This is a genomic window from Rheinheimera sp. (assembly GCF_030690345.1).
Taxonomy (GTDB): Bacteria; Pseudomonadota; Gammaproteobacteria; order Enterobacterales; family Alteromonadaceae; genus Alishewanella.
Genome location: NZ_JAUYGV010000006.1, coordinates 183,902 through 201,144, shown reverse-complemented (window position 1 = coordinate 201,144; position 17,243 = coordinate 183,902). Strand labels below are relative to the sequence as shown.

15 protein-coding genes are annotated in these 17,243 nt (G+C 50.4%); 8 read left to right on the top strand and 7 right to left on the bottom strand.

Annotation, left to right across the window (positions count from 1 at the left end; genetic code table 11):
• The first annotated feature begins 16 nt into the window (after window positions 1–16).
• The 7 genes from Q8O77_RS05530 to Q8O77_RS05500 all read left to right on the top strand — a co-directional run bounded on the left by Q8O77_RS05530 (window position 17) and on the right by Q8O77_RS05500 (window position 8,156).
• Window positions 17–1,333 (top strand): APC family permease, encoded by a 1,317-nt coding sequence (locus Q8O77_RS05530; RefSeq protein WP_305551851.1) that lies wholly within the window; start codon window positions 17–19, stop codon window positions 1,331–1,333.
• 60 nt (window positions 1,334–1,393) lie between these two features.
• Window positions 1,394–1,966 (top strand): diguanylate cyclase, encoded by a 573-nt coding sequence (locus Q8O77_RS05525; protein WP_305551850.1) that lies wholly within the window; start codon window positions 1,394–1,396, stop codon window positions 1,964–1,966.
• A complete protein-coding gene (locus tag Q8O77_RS05520) occupies window positions 1,963–3,069 on the top strand; it encodes a beta-ketoacyl-ACP synthase III (RefSeq protein ID WP_305551849.1) in 1,107 nt (368 codons plus the stop codon). Before Q8O77_RS05525 ends, Q8O77_RS05520 begins: the two co-directional genes overlap by 4 nt.
• A complete protein-coding gene (locus Q8O77_RS05515; RefSeq protein WP_305551848.1) occupies window positions 3,070–3,756 on the top strand; it encodes an iron-containing redox enzyme family protein in 687 nt (228 codons plus the stop codon). It abuts the gene before it with no gap.
• Window positions 3,746–4,603, top strand: a complete 858-nt coding sequence (locus Q8O77_RS05510) for a hypothetical protein (protein ID WP_305551847.1) — start codon at window positions 3,746–3,748, stop codon at window positions 4,601–4,603. Before Q8O77_RS05515 ends, Q8O77_RS05510 begins: the two co-directional genes overlap by 11 nt.
• A 158-nt stretch (window positions 4,604–4,761) precedes the next feature.
• On the top strand, window positions 4,762–7,185 hold the full coding sequence (locus Q8O77_RS05505; protein ID WP_305551846.1) for a penicillin acylase family protein: 2,424 nt from the start codon (window positions 4,762–4,764) through the stop codon (window positions 7,183–7,185).
• Window positions 7,186–7,277: 92 nt separating this feature from the next.
• Window positions 7,278–8,156: a hypothetical protein gene (locus tag Q8O77_RS05500; protein WP_305551845.1), complete on the top strand. Its 879-nt coding sequence runs from the start codon at window positions 7,278–7,280 to the stop codon at window positions 8,154–8,156.
• On the opposite strand, the gene Q8O77_RS05495 is transcribed toward Q8O77_RS05500, so the two are convergent.
• The 6 genes from Q8O77_RS05495 to Q8O77_RS05470 form a co-directional block, all read right to left on the bottom strand.
• A complete protein-coding gene (locus tag Q8O77_RS05495; protein WP_305551844.1) occupies window positions 8,146–8,907 on the bottom strand; it encodes an ABC transporter permease in 762 nt (253 codons plus the stop codon). The genes Q8O77_RS05500 and Q8O77_RS05495 overlap by 11 nt on opposite strands.
• Window positions 8,904–9,830 (bottom strand): ABC transporter ATP-binding protein, encoded by a 927-nt coding sequence (locus Q8O77_RS05490; RefSeq protein ID WP_305551843.1) that lies wholly within the window; start codon window positions 9,828–9,830, stop codon window positions 8,904–8,906. Before Q8O77_RS05490 ends, Q8O77_RS05495 begins: the two co-directional genes overlap by 4 nt.
• 165 nt (window positions 9,831–9,995) lie before the next feature.
• Window positions 9,996–13,472, bottom strand: a complete 3,477-nt coding sequence (locus tag Q8O77_RS05485) for a S8 family serine peptidase (protein WP_305551842.1) — start codon at window positions 13,470–13,472, stop codon at window positions 9,996–9,998.
• Window positions 13,473–13,945: 473 nt separating this feature from the next.
• Window positions 13,946–15,250: a two-component system sensor histidine kinase EnvZ gene (gene envZ / locus Q8O77_RS05480; protein ID WP_305551841.1), complete on the bottom strand. Its 1,305-nt coding sequence runs from the start codon at window positions 15,248–15,250 to the stop codon at window positions 13,946–13,948.
• Window positions 15,251–15,976, bottom strand: coding sequence for a two-component system response regulator OmpR (gene ompR, locus Q8O77_RS05475; RefSeq protein ID WP_305551840.1), 726 nt, complete (start codon window positions 15,974–15,976; stop codon window positions 15,251–15,253). It lies immediately after the preceding gene.
• Window positions 15,977–16,069: 93 nt separating this feature from the next.
• On the bottom strand, window positions 16,070–16,276 hold the full coding sequence (locus Q8O77_RS05470) for a hypothetical protein (RefSeq protein ID WP_305551839.1): 207 nt from the start codon (window positions 16,274–16,276) through the stop codon (window positions 16,070–16,072).
• Window positions 16,277–16,534: 258 nt separating this feature from the next.
• Between Q8O77_RS05470 and greB the strand changes: the two genes are divergently transcribed.
• The gene (greB, locus tag Q8O77_RS05465; RefSeq protein ID WP_305551838.1) at window positions 16,535–17,017 is read left to right on the top strand and encodes a transcription elongation factor GreB; all 483 of its coding nucleotides are present in this window, start codon (window positions 16,535–16,537) and stop codon (window positions 17,015–17,017) included.
• Here the strand turns inward: greB and Q8O77_RS05460 are convergent.
• Window positions 17,014–17,199, bottom strand: a complete 186-nt coding sequence (locus Q8O77_RS05460) for a hypothetical protein (protein WP_305551837.1) — start codon at window positions 17,197–17,199, stop codon at window positions 17,014–17,016. The two genes, greB and Q8O77_RS05460, sit on opposite strands and share 4 nt — an antisense overlap.
• Window positions 17,200–17,243: the final 44 nt, after the last annotated feature.

Sequence of the window (17,243 nt, the reverse complement as noted above, 5' to 3'; positions counted from 1 at the left end):
ATTGCGGATAACCGTTATGCCTGACGCCAACACTGTTGTATCTGAGCGCACTCTGCCGCGCCATCTGGGCTTGCTCGGCCTGTGGTTGCTGGTGGTTAATGGCTTGATCGGCGCCGGCATTTTTGGTCTGCCGGGCGGGGCGGCAAAATTAGCCGGTGAGTACAGCCCGTTAATTTATCTGTTTTGTGCTTTGCTGATTTTGCCCATATTGCTGTGTATGGCCGAGCTGGCCAGCTACTTTCGCGGCAGCGGCGGCCCGGTGCGTTATGGCACAGCAGCGTTTGGCCCCTTTATCGGCTTTCAGGCCGGCTGGTTGTACTACATAGCCCGCTTAGTATCTTTTGCCGCCAATACCGCCTTGCTGGTCGACAGTATTGGCTATTTCTGGCCGGCAGCGGCTACAGGCTTACCCCGTGTTGTGCTGTTAAGCGCCATTGTCGCCGGGCTGACGTTAATTAACGTGCTGGGTTCTGTGCGCGCTATGCGCTCGCTGGCGCTGCTGACCCTGGTTAAATTTGCCGTACTGTTGCTACTGGTGATTGCCGGTGCAGCCTTGCTGGGCAGCGAACTGCTGCCGGCGTTTAATCCGCTGACGGTACTTAGCAGCCCGTACGATATCGGCGGCGCCACCTTATTGCTGATTTACGCCTTTGTCGGCTTTGAATCGGTAGTGGTACCAGCCGGGGAGGCGAAAAACCCGGCGCGGGATATGCCACGCGCTTTAATCTTCGGCTTGTTAATGGTGACTTTGCTATATATCGGCATTCAGCTGGTGAGTGTGGCGGCGGTGCCGGATATTGCCCGCGCCGCCAGCCCGTTACTGGATGTCGCCGCCGCGTTGTTTGGCCCGGTGGGCGCTATAGTGCTGATGCTGGGCGTAGTGGCTTCAGTTGCCGCTAACCTGCTCGGCGCAATATTCTCCACACCGCGCGCCAGCTTCGCGCTGGCAGAAGATGGCAGCCTGCCGCGCTGGTTTGCAGCGGTACAACCGCGCTTTTTAACGCCGGCTAACTCTATTGTGTTTTTTGGCGCCCTGGCGCTGCTGTTAACCTTATATGGCTCATTTTTATGGCTGGCCGCGGCAACGGTAGTGTCACGCTTGTTGCTGTATGGCCTGACCTGCGCCGCCGTGCCGCTGCTAAGGCCCAAACTGGCCGGCAGCGACAGCTTTGTGCTGCCGCTGGGTTACGCCATACCCTTGTTGGGTATTACTGCCTGTATTTGGCTGGCACTGCAGGTCAGCTGGTCTGCCATTCTGGCGACAAGCTTATTTGTGCTGCTGGGTACTGCACTGTATTTTCTGGCGCGCCACCAGGCAAGCCGCACAAATTAATCTACAAACCATTAACCTTGCGCTATAGTACGCCGCAGTATTAGCACCAGAAGGAGTGCGGTGTTGCAAACCAGCCAGTTGCTTATTCAGTTAATGTTGTATGTGTTTCTGCCATTGTGGGGTATTGCCGGGTTTATTGACTGGTGCTGCCACCGCGCCACCCGGATTGAACATACCTCGGGTTTAAAAGAGTCGCTTATTCACTCGTTAATGGGCATCCAGATGGCAGTGCCGATTTTGCTTTGCCTGCTGTTTAAGGTAAATGTGCTGATAATGCTGATCTGCATTGCCGCCTGGCTGGCACATGAAGCCGTAGCCCACTACGACGTGCATTACGCCGCCCCCAAGCGCCATATCAGCTTGTGGGAGATGCATGCACATAATTATTTAGCCACCTTGCCGCTGTATATGTTGCTGTTAATTGCCGTGATTAACTACCCGGTGGTGGTGAAACTGCTGACATTTAACTGGCAGGGCGAATTTTATTTTCAGCGCATGCCTTACGCCCATGGCGGCGACACTTACCTGCCGTATTATCTGGGTTTTATGGCGCTGGTGTGCGTGCTGCCCTATATGGAAGAAAACCTGCGCTGCTTAAAGGCAGCACTGCAGCAGCGCAAGGTGAACGCATGAGTGTGTATATCAACAGCACAGGCCACTTTTTACCCGGCCCGGCTATCAGCAATGACGAAATGGAGCCGCTGTTAGGTTTAGTGCATGGCAAACCCAGCCGGTTAAAACGGCGTATTTTGCAATCTAACGGTATTCATACGCGGCACTATGCTATCGATGCCAACCACAACACCACCATATCTAACGCCGCAATGGCAGCGCGGGCGGCAGAGCATTGCTTAACCGACAGCTTTATCGGCAAACGCCAGATTAAGATGCTCAGCGCCGCCACCAGCCAGGGCGATGTGGTGCTGCCGGGCTTTGGCTCTATGCTGCAGGCTGAATTGGGCTTAAGCGATATAGAACTGCACAGCAGCCACGGTATTTGCTCCGGCAGTATGATGGCGCTAAAAGCGGCTTTTACGAACCTGAAAGCCGGCGAGCAGCCCAATGCGTTAGTGGTGGCCAGCGAATTAACCTCGCGCTTATTTAAAGCCAGCCGTTATGAGGCCGCTGGCACAGCACTGGATTTTAACGCCGAGTTTCTGCGCTGGATGTTATCCGACGGCGCCGGTGCCCTGCTGCTGGAAACCCAAGCGCGCGGCCAGTGTTTTCGTATTGACTGGATCCGCAGTTTTTCGCATGCCGATGCCTATCCGGTGTGTATGAGCGTAGGTTACCCAACGGATAGCAACCATAGCCAAAGCTGGCAGGACTACGCTACCTATGCCCAAGCCGAAGCCGCCGGCGCCTTGTTAATCCGCCAGGATGTGCGCCTGCTGGAAAATATCGTTAAATTGGGGGTCGATGGTTACCTGCGTTTAATCAGTGAGGGCCGCGTGCAACCGGACAAGGTCGACCACGTATTGTGCCATTACTCATCGCATTATTTTCGCGGCAAAATCTTCGATATGCTGCAGCGCGCCGGCGTTGGCATCGCTGAACATAAGTGGTATTCCAACCTGTACAGCCGCGGCAATACCGGCTGTGCCTCAATTTTTATTATGCTGGACGAGTTTCGCCGCACGCAAAACTATAAAACCGGCGATACCATAGTATGCATGGTACCGGAGAGCGGCCGCTTTAATAATGCTTATATGCAACTGACCGTAGTGGAGGCCTGAATGACAGAGCACGTATTAAGCCCGCAGGGCCAACAATGTTTACAGGCGCTGATGCGGGTGTGGTTTGAGTTTGAGCGCCAGCTGGGCCGCGTGCCGCTGTTGCAACGGCTGGAGCGCGGCCAGTTTAGTAAAGCCGACTATTGCCAGTTGCTGCTGAATTGGCGCCAGCAGGTGATAGAGGGCTCGCGCTGGATCAGCCGCTGCGCCTCCAGCTTCGATCGCGATTACAGCGACGTGCGTTCAACCATCATCGGCCATGCCCGCGAAGAGCACCGCGACTATGAAATGCTGGAGCGCGATTATGTTGCTGCCGGTGGCAACTTAAACGACATTCAGCAGGCGCCGCGCAATATCGGCACCGAAGCACTGCACGGCTTTTTAATGTATCGCGCCGGTCAGCCTAATCCGGTCGATTTAATCGGCGCCATGTGGATCATTGAAGGCCTGGGGCAGAAAATGGCCAACGACTGGGCCGCGCAAATTGACAAAACTAGCGGCGGTGATGGCAGCTATACCCGCTTTATGCGCTACCACGGCGCTAATGATGACGACCATATGCAGAAGCTGTATCAGTTGATAGACCGCTTATGCCAAAGCCCGGCGCAGCTAACGGCCATAGTACGTACCGCCCGCGTTACCGCCAGGTTATACTGCCTGCAACTGGAAGAGGTTGAGCATGACTACTGAGCGTCATAACAGCAACAGCCGCGGCCCAAGCGCTTATTTAAAAGCCATTGCTAACGATAACTCACTGCCCATCGAGCAGGCGGCGCTGGATCTATGGTTAAAAGACTTACAAAACCCGCTGCGCTGGGGCGTACGGCCACTGCTGCAGTTTATCTTTGCTATTTTGCTGCATATCACCTGGTTTTTTAAGCGCTTACCCCTGCCACAGTTTAGTGCGCACAACAGCTTACAAAAGCTGATTTGCTGGTTTTGCACTCACTTTGTCAGCAAAGAAGCCAATTTACTGATTTTGCGCCACTATGCTACTGAATCTAATGTGCTGAATTTTCTTGCTGCCAATAGCCCGGGCAGCGGTTTTAACCCGGTGCAGCTGTATCCCAAAAGCATTGCCGATATGCAACACGCCAGCTTTGTCGAGCATGACCAACAGCTGTTCCGCTTGTTCGCGGAGCTGGGCAGTTGGCACCACCCAAAGCAGCCGTTAACAGCAAACGAGCTTAACTGGCAGCACTGGCAAAGCATTGATATGGCACAGTTTGAATTTACTGAGAAACGCACGCAATGGCTGGATTTTGAAAGCGCCCATGCGCTGTTTATGTGCTTATTCTGCCTGCTGCTAACGCGGGAGGAATACCGCGATGCCATTAACGGTTTTAACCTTGACCAGTCCATTGCTATCCGCGTTGGCGATCTGCTTGGCGATAAGTCTCTGAGCGAAATGGCCTATAACAAATACCCGCATTATTTAGTCGGGCCCTGGAATTTAGGCCAGCGCTTTTTAATGCACGGCTTTTTTACCGAGCAGCTGTATGCGTATCTGGAGCAGCAGCGCCAGCAAGCCAACTAATACGAGTGCACTGATGACAGGCACCTAAAAATACATATTTATAATGCAAAATTAACCCTTGGAAAATTTTTGTTGGCGAAACACCCGCTTTAGCGACATAATCGAAACAGGCCCCGCCTTAGTTGTAAAGGGATAACACAACGCAAGAGAGGTTAAGGATGCTTCGCACTGCGCCATTATTACTCACCAGCCTGATTCTGCTCAATGGCTGTAAAGATGATGTAACTATTCGCTACACCGAATTTAATGTACCTCATATCACCTCCGGCTCCCATAAAGGGCTGGGTTATGGTGTTGGCTATGTTCATGCAGAAGAAAACTTATGCACACTGGCCGAACAGATAATGAAATTAAAGTCGGAGAAATCACGCTACTTAGGCCCAGGCACTGATCAGGCTAATATCCTGTCAGACCTGGGCTATAAAGCGCTGGATTTTCCTGCACAAGCTGTATTGTTCTTTCCTGAGCTGGAACAAGATCCTCAAGATTTGTTAGCCGGATATGCTGCAGGCTATAACCAGCGACTGTCAGAATTGACGCCGGCAACTTATCCAACCCCCTGCCGGGATGCGCAGTGGGTTCAACCCATTAGCGCTACAGATGTACTGGCATATCATCTTGATTTGGCAGCACTTGCCAGCAGCCGTAACTTGCTTAGCCCAATGGCCGTAGCACAGCCGCCACAGGCAACAGGAGAAATGCGTGTTCTGCCGCAGCTTGACGCTGAACAGGTATTTACCTCTAAAGGTTTGGGCAGCAATGGTTGGGCTTTGGGACACGAGAAAACACAGGGCGCTATCAGCTCGCTGTTAGCCAACCCGCATTTTCCCTGGGACGGCGAGCTGCGCTTTTTTCAGCAACATCTAACCATACCCGGTGAGCTGGATGTGACCGGTGTCAGCTTTATTGGTTTACCCGTAGTGCTGATTGGATTTAATAAACATCTTGGCTGGACTCATACTGTATCGCAATCTAAGCGGTTTACCTTTTACCAGTTAGAGCTGGATCCGCAAAACCCGCTGCGTTATCGCTATGGCACTGAATATCGTGATATGACCGCCAGAAATGTCACTATAGAGGTAAAAATGCCGGATGGCAGCTTAGTGCCGCTGGAGAAAACCTTATACAGCAGCCATTACGGCCCGATGCTTGAGCTGGGGATGTTATCGCCGGCACTCAGCTGGAACGCTGCGTCAGCCGTCACTTTCCGCGATGCAAACGCCGGCAACTATCGCATGCTGCAACAATGGCTGGCGTTGGGGAAATCTACCTCGAAGCATCAGTTTTATCAGGCTTTGGAACAGCACCAGGGCATACCATGGGTCAACACTTTACTTAGTGATGACCAGGGCAATGCCCATTACATTGATGCGAGCCAGGTGCCACAACTGCATCCCGTTGCTGAGACCTATTGGGCCCGGGCATCACAAAGCCCGGAGCTGAGCCCAATTTGGCAAAGCGGTGACGGTTCCGTGCTGCTGCCCGGTAGTGAGCCTGTTTTCGAGTGGGTTGATTCCGGTAATACTGTTACACCGGGTTTAGTGCCGTTGCAACAGGCACCACAACTGAGCCGGGCAGATTATCTGTTTAACGCCAACAGCAGCCACTGGCTGGGGAATCTTGAGCAACCATTAGAGGGCTTTAGCCTGATGTATGGGCCCGAGCGCAGCATTCGCAGCCCGCGTAGCCGCTATAACGCACAGTTGATCAGTAGCGACCGGATTGCCGGTGATGATAACCGTTTTAGCCGCGACGAGTTAAAACAAGTGTTCAATTATAACGGCAGTCTGTTCGCTGATGAGTTTCGCGAGCAACTGGTGGCCCGCTGCAGTCAATTCCCGCAGCTTGAAGTAGACAACCAAACCGTTGATTTAGCTCCTGCTTGTTCGGCGTTGGCGCAATGGGATGGCCGTTACAATAAGCACAGCCGCGGCGCGCACATCATGCGTGAGTTTCTGGCAGCGTTTCGGGTGCCTGACCATCGCGAGCTGGCCGATACCTTGTTCGCTCAACCTTTCTCTGCAGAATACCCGGCGACTACGCCCGGCCAGTTGGCGCAACTGACAGCGTTGCCGGAACAAGATCCGATTCTGCTGGCATTAGCTGCAGCTGTAAAGCGGTTAGCAGAAGCAAACATAACGCCGGATGCAACTTTGGCGTCGATACAATATTTGTTGAAGGCGCAAGACAGCGGCCCCATAGCCATGGCCGGCGGTTATTCTTATGAAGGCGCATTTAATATGGCCGAAGGTGGAGCAAAATCCCGTAGTAGTTCTGAGCTGGCGAACAATATTACCGGCGCAGCGCGACCAGACTCCCCTTTGTTAGCTCATACAGTCGATGGGCAGGAACGCCACGGCTATACGTTAAACTCCGGTTCAAGCTTTGTTATGGCCCTGCAGTTTACCCCGGCCGGCCCCCGTGCAGAAATGCTGCATGCCTATAGCCAGTCACACGATCCGGCCTCGCCACATTTTGTCGATCAAACACTGAAGTTCAGCGAACAACACTGGCAACCTGTACGCTTTACTGAACAAGACGTTAAAACACATACCATCAGGTTATTGAAATTAAGACCTTAAAACTGAGTCCGCTGCATCATAGTTGTTGTCCTGACGTTGATGCAGCGTTATCTTGAGTAACAATCAAGTTCAGAACAATATGGCTTAACCAGATGAAACACGTGGCACTGTTGTGTATTCACGGCATGGGAGAAACACGCCCGGACTATGCTGATAAACTGTTTAATCAGTTGCGGCAGGGGCTTGGCGCTGATGCATCACAGCTGTATTGCGGCACTGTGTATTATCAGGATTTGTTGCTGTATAACGAGCAACGGGTGTGGCAAGCGGTGGGCTCACGTTTACGCTGGAGCAAACTGCGGCGTTTTATGTTATTTGGCTTTGCCGATGCCGCGGCACTGGAGCATCGCAAAGAACAACCACATAGTCTGTACCATTACAGCCAGCTGAAAATTGCCCGGGCGCTGTATCTGGCAAAACAGCAGTTAACGGCCGATGGTAAGCTGGTGTTGCTGGCACATTCGTTAGGCTGCCATGTGTTGTCCTGCTACTTGTGGGATGCGCAGCAAGCAAAAGCCGGCATTAAACCCGCCGCCGGCATCTGGCGGGATATCAAACGCTATCAGGCCGGCATCAGCGGCGATAACCCGCTGACAGACGAGGATATCGCGTTTTTACGTGGCGATCGGCTGCTAAGCCTTATTACCACCGGCTGTAATATTCCGATCTTTGTTGCCGCTCATGCCATGGAGCAAATTGTGCCGTTTAACAAACCGCACCGCGACTTTGTCTGGCATAACTACTACGACAAAGACGATGTGCTGGGCTGGCCACTGGCCGATTTATCACCCGGTTATGCGGCACTGGTAACCGATATTGAAGTGAACGCCGGCGGCGGTTTTTTTGGCTGGCTCGCCGCCAGTTGGAACCCGTTGTCGCATAACCAGTATTGGCAGGAAAAAAAGGTTATCACGGCACTAAATACGCAGCTGACAGCCTTACTGCCAGCTGCTAACGGGTTTACACCTTAACCTTATAACCGCTGTGAAAAATCCAGCAAATCACGGCAATACAGCTGGCCATAAACAGCAGGATCATCGCCAGGCTAAAGCCGACATTCACATCGGCTACGCCGTAAAAACTCCAGCGAAAACCACTGATCAGGTACACCACCGGGTTAAACAGCGTAATTTGCTGCCACAGCGGCGGCAGCATACTGATGGAATAAAAACTGCCGCCTAAAAAGGTCAGCGGCGTGATCACCATCAGCGGCACAATTTGCAGCTGTTCAAAGCTATTGGCCAACACGCCGATAATAAAACCAAACAAGCTGAAGCTGATGGCGGTAAGCACCAGGAATGTCAGCATCCATAGCGGGTGCATTATGCTGAAATCGACAAAAAACTGCGCCGTAAACAGGATAATTAACCCCAGTAAAATAGCCTTACTGGCTGCCGCGCCCACATAACCGAGGATAATTTCTACTGCCGATACCGGTGCCGATAAAATCTCGTAAATAGTACCGGAGAATTTTGGCATATAGATGCCAAAAGAAGCGTTCGACGTACTCTCTGTCAGCACAGTCAGCATTATTAAACCGGGCACAATAAAAGCGCCGTAGCTGACACCGTCTATGGCCACCATCCTGGAACCAATAGCAGAGCCAAACACAATAAAATACAACGAGGTAGATAACACCGGTGAGGCGATACTTTGCATTAGCGTGCGCCAGGTGCGGGCTAACTCAAACAGGTAAATGGCTTTAATGGCGTAGAAATTCATGCGGCATCCCCCATCAGGCTGATAAAGATATCTTCCAGCGAGCTTTCCCTGGTATGCAGATCACTGAATTCTATGTCCAGACTATTAAGCTGACGTAACAAACCGGCAATAGTGGCCTGATCCTGCTGCGCATCAAAGGTGTAAATAAGTTGGTTGTGATCAGCGGACAACTGTAACTGATAAGCCTTTAGCGCAGCCGGGATTTGCGCTAAAGGCACGGCCAACTGCAACAGTAACTGCTTTTTGCCCAGTTTTTGCATCAGGCTGGTTTTATCATCTACCAATATCAGTTTACCGGCGCGGATCACGCCAATGCGGTCGGCCATATCTTCGGCCTCTTCAATATAATGGGTGGTAAGAATAATAGTCACACCACTGTCGCGCAGCCTGCGGATCATCTGCCACATATCACGGCGCAGCTCTACATCCACCCCGGCGGTGGGTTCATCCAGAAACAAAATTTGCGGCTGGTGCGCCAGCGCTTTGGCAATTAATACCCGGCGTTTCATGCCACCGGACAACGTCATAATTTTACTGTCTTTTTTATCCCAAAGTGACAAGTCGCGCAGCAGTTGCTGCAAATAAGCCGGGTCAGCTGCTTTACCAAATAAGCCACGGCTGAAACTAACGGTATCCCATACTGTTTCAAAGATACTCACCGACAACTCCTGCGGCACCAGGCCGATACGCTGCCTGGCCTGACGATACTGCTGCACTATATCCTGGCCATCGACCAACACAGTGCCCTCGCCTGGGTTAACAATGCCGCAAATAATGCTGATTAAGGTGGTTTTGCCGGCACCGTTCGGGCCAAGTAAGGCAAAGATTTCACCCCGGCGAATATCCAGCTGAATATGCTGTAACGCCTGAAAACCGGACGGATAAGTTTTGCTTAAGTTGTTTACCTGAATAATAGATTGCACTTTGCCCCCTCTGTTTAGCACTTTGTAGCTGTTAGTCTAGCTTAACCACTGCCAGAAGCTGGCAGTAGTAAAATACAAAAGCAAGGCTAATATCTTAAGTTAACTTGAGGTCAAGAAAAAAGCAGAGTTATTAGCTCTGCTTTTTTGTCGAAGCGGCGTTAATTGCTACGCACGTTTACGACGCAATAGCAGCAATGGCAGCATAAACAAACTGAACCAACCAAAACTACCACCGGAGGGCTTGTTTACGGTGATGCTTACCGTCGCAGAACCCGTCATACCGGAGGTATCGGTCGCAGTTACCACAACACTATGTATTTTGGCATCTGCTTTAGTCGGTACGCGGCTAAGTACTAGCTTATCGCCCTGCACTGTAAATAAATCACTGCTAGTTTGTACCCCTGACAGCTCTGCATCTGCTTCTTTGACGACAACAGCAACAGTACCTATTTCTTTACCAATCGCTGTACCTACGTCTACCTTAGTGTGGTTCATTGTCAAACTCACCTCCGGGGCTTCATCAGCGATATTAACTACCTGAACCCTAACCAATTCAGGCGCAGATATATTGCCGTCAGTATCTAACGCAATAACTTCAAGCTGTATCTCCGTCAAGCCGGCATCATAGTCTAACAACCCACTATTACTTACAACGACGTCGCCGTTACTTAACACAGCCACAGTATTGGAGCTACTGGCAACCAAAACAAACTCTGATACCGGAGAAGAAAAATCAACTTCTGCATCCACTTTGCCAATAATAGTGCCGGTTGCAGTATGTTCTTCGACAGAAATAACTTGCTCCGACAATACAACAGGTGCCTGATCGCCTTGGGTTAGATTTGCTACCGCTACGCCGTCGCCAGATTCAGACAACAATACAAAGCCGTTGCCGCCAACATTATCCCACGACAGTTTCGCGGTTTCGCCAGGTGCAAGAGAATCTATAGCTTTGCCTTCAACATCAGTTATCAAAACCTCAGGTGCCAGGGAAAGTGCAGTCGACGTAACTATCAAATCATCAATCGGCGAGCCCCAATTTACACCAATAGCAGAGCCGTCATTAAAGGTGGCATAGGCTATTTTGATAGATTTGCCTAAGTCTGCTTTAGTCAGGCCAACATCATCCAGGCAACTGGTTAGAGTCACATTCCGTTGTCCTGACACATGAATAGCATCACCTACTGCGCCATTTAAAGTGTCATAAGCGGTAATAAAACTGCCGACATAGCCGGTGAAAGCCGGATTATCTGCGTAACTACCCAAACGACTTAACAACAAACTGTTTATTTCGTAGTCCCAGGCGTCATCGCTGTTAATATCTAAAATGACACTAAAGCTCGCCTGCGGCATATGGCTTAACGGCTTGTCCAGCCTGAAACCGGCAGCCAGCATATATCCTGATGCACAATAGTCTGTACTAATATCCAACACATCCAGTGTAACAGCGCGAATGTCATGGGCTACATCATCTTTAGCAGAAGTGGCCACCAGCTGAGCCGCAAAAGGCTGTGCCGCTATCGCACCATCATTACGCACCACATACTGAATACCCTCTTCGGTAATGTCAGAACGGATTTTCAGATCCGCATTAGCTTTAGGTAAAATGTGATACACAAGGTGCAGGTCGCTTTCGGCATCTGTGGCGCTGTCATTCAGAACAATGGCGCCATCATATTCAAGCAGGGTCAATATATCGTTCTTTTCAGCAGCTACGCCGCCATTAGCCAGCTGCCATTTATGCAACTTAGTTGGGTCAATTGTCAGAGTGACATCAAACTGTACAGTCTGTCCGGCACCAACTTCCACAGTCTGTGGCATATCCCAGTTTAACGCACCGCTGCTTGTATCATTGCTGAAGCGATCTTGTAAGGCTAACGCGTAAGTACGTGCCTGCGCACTGAAGTTTTTCAGGGTTACCGTTTTAGTAAGCTGAGTACTTTCTGTCAGTGTTTGCAAGCCAAATGACAGTGCGGCTTGCTTTGTATCAAAGGTAGCGTCATATACCCAGGCAACAGCAGGAGCGGCAATGGCCTTTTGCACATCAACCAAACCCGCTCCAATGCTGCTGATAGGGGCAAGGGGTGCGTCCGCCTGAATGCTTCTTGGCAGCGCGGTAACATCCAGATTAGCAGTGTTCATTAGTATAGCTTTGGCTTCAAAAGCGTTGAGTTCAGGCCGCGCTTCACGCAACAAACTCACTGCACCAGCTGTAATAGGACCAGAGAAAGATGTGCCGCTGGCAGGTGCTAAACCATCGCCTGCACCTGCTGAGGCCACCATAATAGCAACACCTGGCGCAGTAATTTCAGGCTTCAGTAAGCCGTCAACAGCTGGTCCGCGCGAGGTAAAATCAGCAATAGCACCTGCAGTAACCAACGATTCCGACGAAATACTGTATTCAACTACGCCATCTTCCAGCAGAGCGGCTTTTATAAGGTCACCAACTTCCATCGAGATGCCAACCGCAGGAATCTCAAGGCCGTCGGCAGCGCCGCCTGCGCTAACCGCGCCGGCTTCCGCAGCGTTATTGGCAATAATAACGAACTCTGCACCTTTGGCCTGTGCATTCAGTACTTTTTGGGTGAAATTACAGCTGCCCCGGTCAACCAATACAGCTTTACCGGTAAAGTCGATGTCGTCAGCAAAAGCATCACATGCTTCACCGTTTTCTGCGATGTACAACAAAGGTGTAGTAATATTGGTGAAACTAAAGACAGACACAGGATTAAAGCCAGCAGCAATGATTTCAACATCTTCACCAGCAATTCTGCTATTACGCAACACAGCAGAGGCTGCAGTGGGATGTGTCATAGCACCCACCGATAACGCATTTGGTGTGGTACTGGGGCCACCAACGATAAACGGATTCGGTCCATCATTGCCGGCAGATACTACCATGCTGACACCAAGCTCAACTGCGCGCTGGATAAGCAATTGAGTACCACTGCTGGTATCAGTAGAACCAAAGTCGCCACCCAAAGACATATTAATCACATCTACACGGTCAGACAGATCGCCATCACCATTTGGATCCATCGCTGCTTCCAGCGCATTAATTTGTGCTAAACCAGTACATAAAACGGGAGCAGGTGCACAAACCTTGTAGCCATAAAAAGAAACATCCGGTGCTATACCATTTACCGAGTTCGCAACAGCTGTACCATGCCCCTCGTCACTCGGATCAATCGGGTTAGGGTCGTTATTGATAAAATCAAAACCACCAACAACTTTTCCTTGTGGCCAGCTCACATTGCCCTGATTACTCATGGCGTTAGCATACGCTTGCTCTGTACCTGCACCTCCCAAAGCAACATGAGTATAGTCAATGCCCGTATCCAAGATCGCAACACGGATGCCGTTGCCCGTTGCAATACCGTCAGACACTATAGGGCTGGCATTAATATATTGCTGACTCTCCACAACTAAAGGCTTGCTGTCATACACCGGCAGAATTTGCTTTACCAAAGGATGCTTTTTCAACTCTTGCAGCGCACCATCGTCAGCTTTAACTACGATAGCGGCCGCCAGATGTTTGGTTTTAGTCAGTACCTGAGCTTGCGTATCCAGCTCAAATAATTTTGTCGACACCTGCTGCTGAGCACTGGCAATTTCAAGCTTTAATTGTTGTACACGCTGCACACTATCTTTTGAACCGGACAAAACAGAACTGGTTGGCTTCGTATGTAACTGAACTAAATACGCGGAAGGCTGCTGCTTGATATCCTGGCCTTGTAACAGAGATACCTGACGATCAGAACCATAAACAGATACTTTTGCGCCCATACGAAATTGATCTATGGTAGCGGCTGAGACGGGACCTGCAATTGCCATCGCTACCGCTGTTGCGATTACACTTGTTTTAATTTCTTTCAAAATGTTCTACTCCAATACTTCAACTTGATAATACGAAAGCTCAACTTATATATTTTTTTACGTGAGCCATTACTCTATTATCACAACTGTAAAGAAATGTAACTATTGAAAGTAAATTTTTCTGACAGAGCAACCTTAATATATAACTAAGACTGCAACTTTACGTTTAAAATAGTGGTAACAATTGTTGTTCAACCGTGTAGCAAGCTGCATTGGACATAACACAACAACGAAGTGTGTTAACGCACCGGCAAATACACTGTTACAACCAATCCACCATAGGCGTGGTTGTGCAAAGTAATATCACCATGATGCATATCGACAATTTTCTTGATAATGGCAAGGCCTAAGCCTGAGCCGCCGCTGCCGCGGGCAACATCGCCCTGAGTGAAGGGTTCAAACATGGCTTTCATCTGATCATCCGGAATGCCCGGGCCATGGTCACGAATTTGCAGGTAAATACGCTTACGGTTACGCTCAAAGCCGGTGGAAATTTCAATATCGCCGTCACTGTAACGCAGTGCGTTTTCCAGCAAGTTATTTAATAAGCGTTTAATAGCGATACGCCGCAATATAGTGTCCGGCAGGTTTTCTGCCAAATCAGCAGAAATATGCCGCTGCTGTAAATGTTCGGCCTGCATCAGCTCTTGAACTAAAATATTCAGGTTTTCTTTTTGGCCGGGTTCTTCTTTATGATGACGCAGGTAGTCAATAAACTGGTCGATAATGGCGTTCATATCATCAATATCATTAATAATGCCGTCACGGATCCAGTTATCCGGCTCCTGCATCATTTCAGACGCTAAGCGGATTCGCGTAAGCGGTGTGCGCAAGTCGTGCGATACCCCGGCCATTAATAAGGCCCGGTCTTGCTCTAATTGCCGGATACCGCGCGCCATATAATTAAAGGCTTTGGTTACCGCAATAATTTCGGTTGAGCCTTTATGTTCAGCCAGTGGCGGCGGAAATTCGCCGCGGCCTACCTGTAATGCAGCTTGCTGTAAGCTTTTCAAAGGCCGGTTTAGCTGCCTGGCAAACAGCCAACCGCCGCTAACGCTGAGCACACCAATTAACAGCAGGTAAAAGGTCAGCGGCGAAAAGTCAGTTTCATCCAGCCCGGTTAGCGGCACCTTTACCCAATACTGTGGCGCTTGTGGCGGCCGCACCCAAAAGGCATAGGTAGCGCCCTGCGCCACCCGCACTTCAGCTTCGCCGCCCAGCTCACGTGACATTAAATCAGAAAAATAAGCATAATAACTGGCCTCTGCCAGCCCCTGCTGCAATGCTTGCTGTTCAGTATAAACCTCAATGCCGGTGGCCTGCTGAAAACGCTCTGTCAGCTCGGTTGATAGCACCGATTGCTGATGGCCGACATCAATAAACACCACTTTAATTTGCTTGGCAATCAGGTGGTTAATTTGTTGGGTGGTGGGTTTTATCACATAAAACGCCACCGACAGGTAGGACACCAGTTGGTTGATCAGTAACAACAAGCCAATCAGGAATACGGTTTGGCCAAAGGCACTGCGCGGAAAACAGCGCATCTACGTCACACTGCCATCCGGCACAAACACATAACCGAGGCCCCACACCGTTTGAATGTAGCGCGGGTTAGCGGCGTCATCTTCCAGCATACGGCGCAAGCGCGAGACCTGCACGTCGATACTGCGCTCCATGGCGGAGTAATCGCGGCCACGCGCCTGGTTCATCAGCTTATCGCGTGATAACGGTTCACGCGGATGGCTTACCAGCACTTTTAACACCGCATATTCGCCACTGGTTAACGGCAACAGTTCATCGCCCTTACGCATCTCGCGCGTGGCGAGGTTAAATTTAAACGGGCCAAATTCCACCATGCTTTCCGCCTGGCTGGGCGCTCCGGGTAACTCCTTGCTTTTGCGCCGCATTACGGCGCGAATGCGCGCCAGCAGCTCGCGCGGGTTAAAGGGTTTGGGCAGGTAGTCATCGGCGCCCATTTCCAGGCCGATAATACGGTCGACTTCGTCACCCTTGGCGGTAAGCATAATAATCGGGATTTCATTTTCCTGCTGGCGCAGCCGGCGGCAGATAGATAAACCGTCTTCACCGGGCAGCATTAAATCCAGCACCACCAGATGGAAGTTTTCCCGCTCCATCAGACGTTGCATTTGCTCATAATTCGCTACGCTGCGTACTATATAGCCTTGCTCAACCAGGTAACGTTCCAGCAAAGCGCGTAAGCGCATATCGTCGTCTACAACCAGAATTTTCGGCGTTTCTGAACCGGCCATAGTGAAGTCTCCATAATATTTGCTCCACTATAAACGAAAAAACTGCCTTGGCGAAAAACCACGGCAGTTCTTTATGTTACAAAGTTTGTCAGTTTATTTTTGTTCGCTTACCGGTACCCGTTTCATCGGCGGATTTACCCACACTACGTGGCCGTTATGGGCACTGGTGCGGGTAAGGTTGTCAGCTTGTTCGGTTAAATCCGGGTCAACTACGTAAGTATATTTTGCCGGCGCGGTTGAACAGCCGGCCAGTGCAACAATCAGCAGTGACGCCGCCAGGCTAAATAATTTTGTTTTCATGCGCTGTTACCTCTTTTATCTGGTAAACCAACTATAGCCAGGAGCGGCCCCGTGGGCTAGCATATTTTTGTTACACCTAAATGACAGTGCTGAAATATTTCATAAATTTTTTAATTAGTTGATTTTATTCAATTTAATTATTTAAGCAGCCTTAACCCGGTAACGAAGTCGTCAAACTTATGACGGCTACATAGCAGTAACTACGTAAAAACTGCTACCATTCAGGCCGGAATTCACCCTGATATAGCCCTGTAAAAGATGCGCACCGATTTAATTACCCGCGAAGGCTTTGAAGCCCTGCAGCAAGAACTGAACTATTTATGGCGTGAAAAACGCCCCGATGTCACCGCTAAAGTCGCCTGGGCCGCCAGCCTTGGCGATCGCAGTGAGAATGCCGATTATCAATATAATAAAAAGCTGCTGCGCGAAACCGATCGCCGCATTCGTTTTTTACGCAAACGGCTGGAGGTGCTGAAAATTGTCGATTATTCACCGCAGCAAGATGGCCGGGTATTTTTTGGCGCACGGGTGGAAATTGAGAACGAACAAGGCGAACAGCTGACATTTCGTATCGTCGGGCCGGATGAAATCTACGGCCGCAAAGATTACATCTCTATCGACTCACCGATGGCACGGGCGCTGTTGAAAAAAGCCGTAGATGACGAAGCACTGGTGCCGACACCGTCCGGTAGTAAATTGTGGTTTATCAACAGCATTCGCTACGCTGTAGCAGCTGATTAAGTAAGGCGTTTACGCGCCAAACCAGTTAGCAGGCTAAGTAGCCCCGCAGAAAAGCCCAGTGATATCAAGGGTAAGCGCATACGCTCAGACGGCTCAGCAACGCCGCCAGCCTCAGCCCTGCCTATGGTTACACCCACAGTGCACATCGCCGCAGCCAGCGCCAGAAATGCGTAAATCGTCATACAAAACGCTCTTCAAGCACAGGAGGCAGGATGTCTATCTACTA

What these genes read in the sequence shown, in the direction of transcription:
- Q8O77_RS05530 (WP_305551851.1), top strand. Translation starts at nt 17, where the DNA reads ATGCCTGACGCCAACACTGTTGTATCTGAGCGCACTCTGCCGCGCCAT.
- Q8O77_RS05520 (WP_305551849.1), top strand. Translation starts at nt 1,963, where the DNA reads ATGAGTGTGTATATCAACAGCACAGGCCACTTTTTACCCGGCCCGGCT.
- Q8O77_RS05515 (WP_305551848.1), top strand. Translation starts at nt 3,070, where the DNA reads ATGACAGAGCACGTATTAAGCCCGCAGGGCCAACAATGTTTACAGGCG.
- Q8O77_RS05510 (WP_305551847.1), top strand. Translation starts at nt 3,746, where the DNA reads ATGACTACTGAGCGTCATAACAGCAACAGCCGCGGCCCAAGCGCTTAT.
- Q8O77_RS05505 (WP_305551846.1), top strand. Translation starts at nt 4,762, where the DNA reads ATGCTTCGCACTGCGCCATTATTACTCACCAGCCTGATTCTGCTCAAT.
- Q8O77_RS05500 (WP_305551845.1), top strand. Translation starts at nt 7,278, where the DNA reads ATGAAACACGTGGCACTGTTGTGTATTCACGGCATGGGAGAAACACGC.
- Q8O77_RS05495 (WP_305551844.1), bottom strand. Translation starts at nt 8,907, where the DNA reads ATGAATTTCTACGCCATTAAAGCCATTTACCTGTTTGAGTTAGCCCGC.
- envZ (WP_305551841.1), bottom strand. Translation starts at nt 15,250, where the DNA reads ATGCGCTGTTTTCCGCGCAGTGCCTTTGGCCAAACCGTATTCCTGATT.
- ompR (WP_305551840.1), bottom strand. Translation starts at nt 15,976, where the DNA reads ATGGCCGGTTCAGAAACGCCGAAAATTCTGGTTGTAGACGACGATATG.
- Q8O77_RS05470 (WP_305551839.1), bottom strand. Translation starts at nt 16,276, where the DNA reads ATGAAAACAAAATTATTTAGCCTGGCGGCGTCACTGCTGATTGTTGCA.
- greB (WP_305551838.1), top strand. Translation starts at nt 16,535, where the DNA reads ATGCGCACCGATTTAATTACCCGCGAAGGCTTTGAAGCCCTGCAGCAA.
- Q8O77_RS05460 (WP_305551837.1), bottom strand. Translation starts at nt 17,199, where the DNA reads ATGACGATTTACGCATTTCTGGCGCTGGCTGCGGCGATGTGCACTGTG.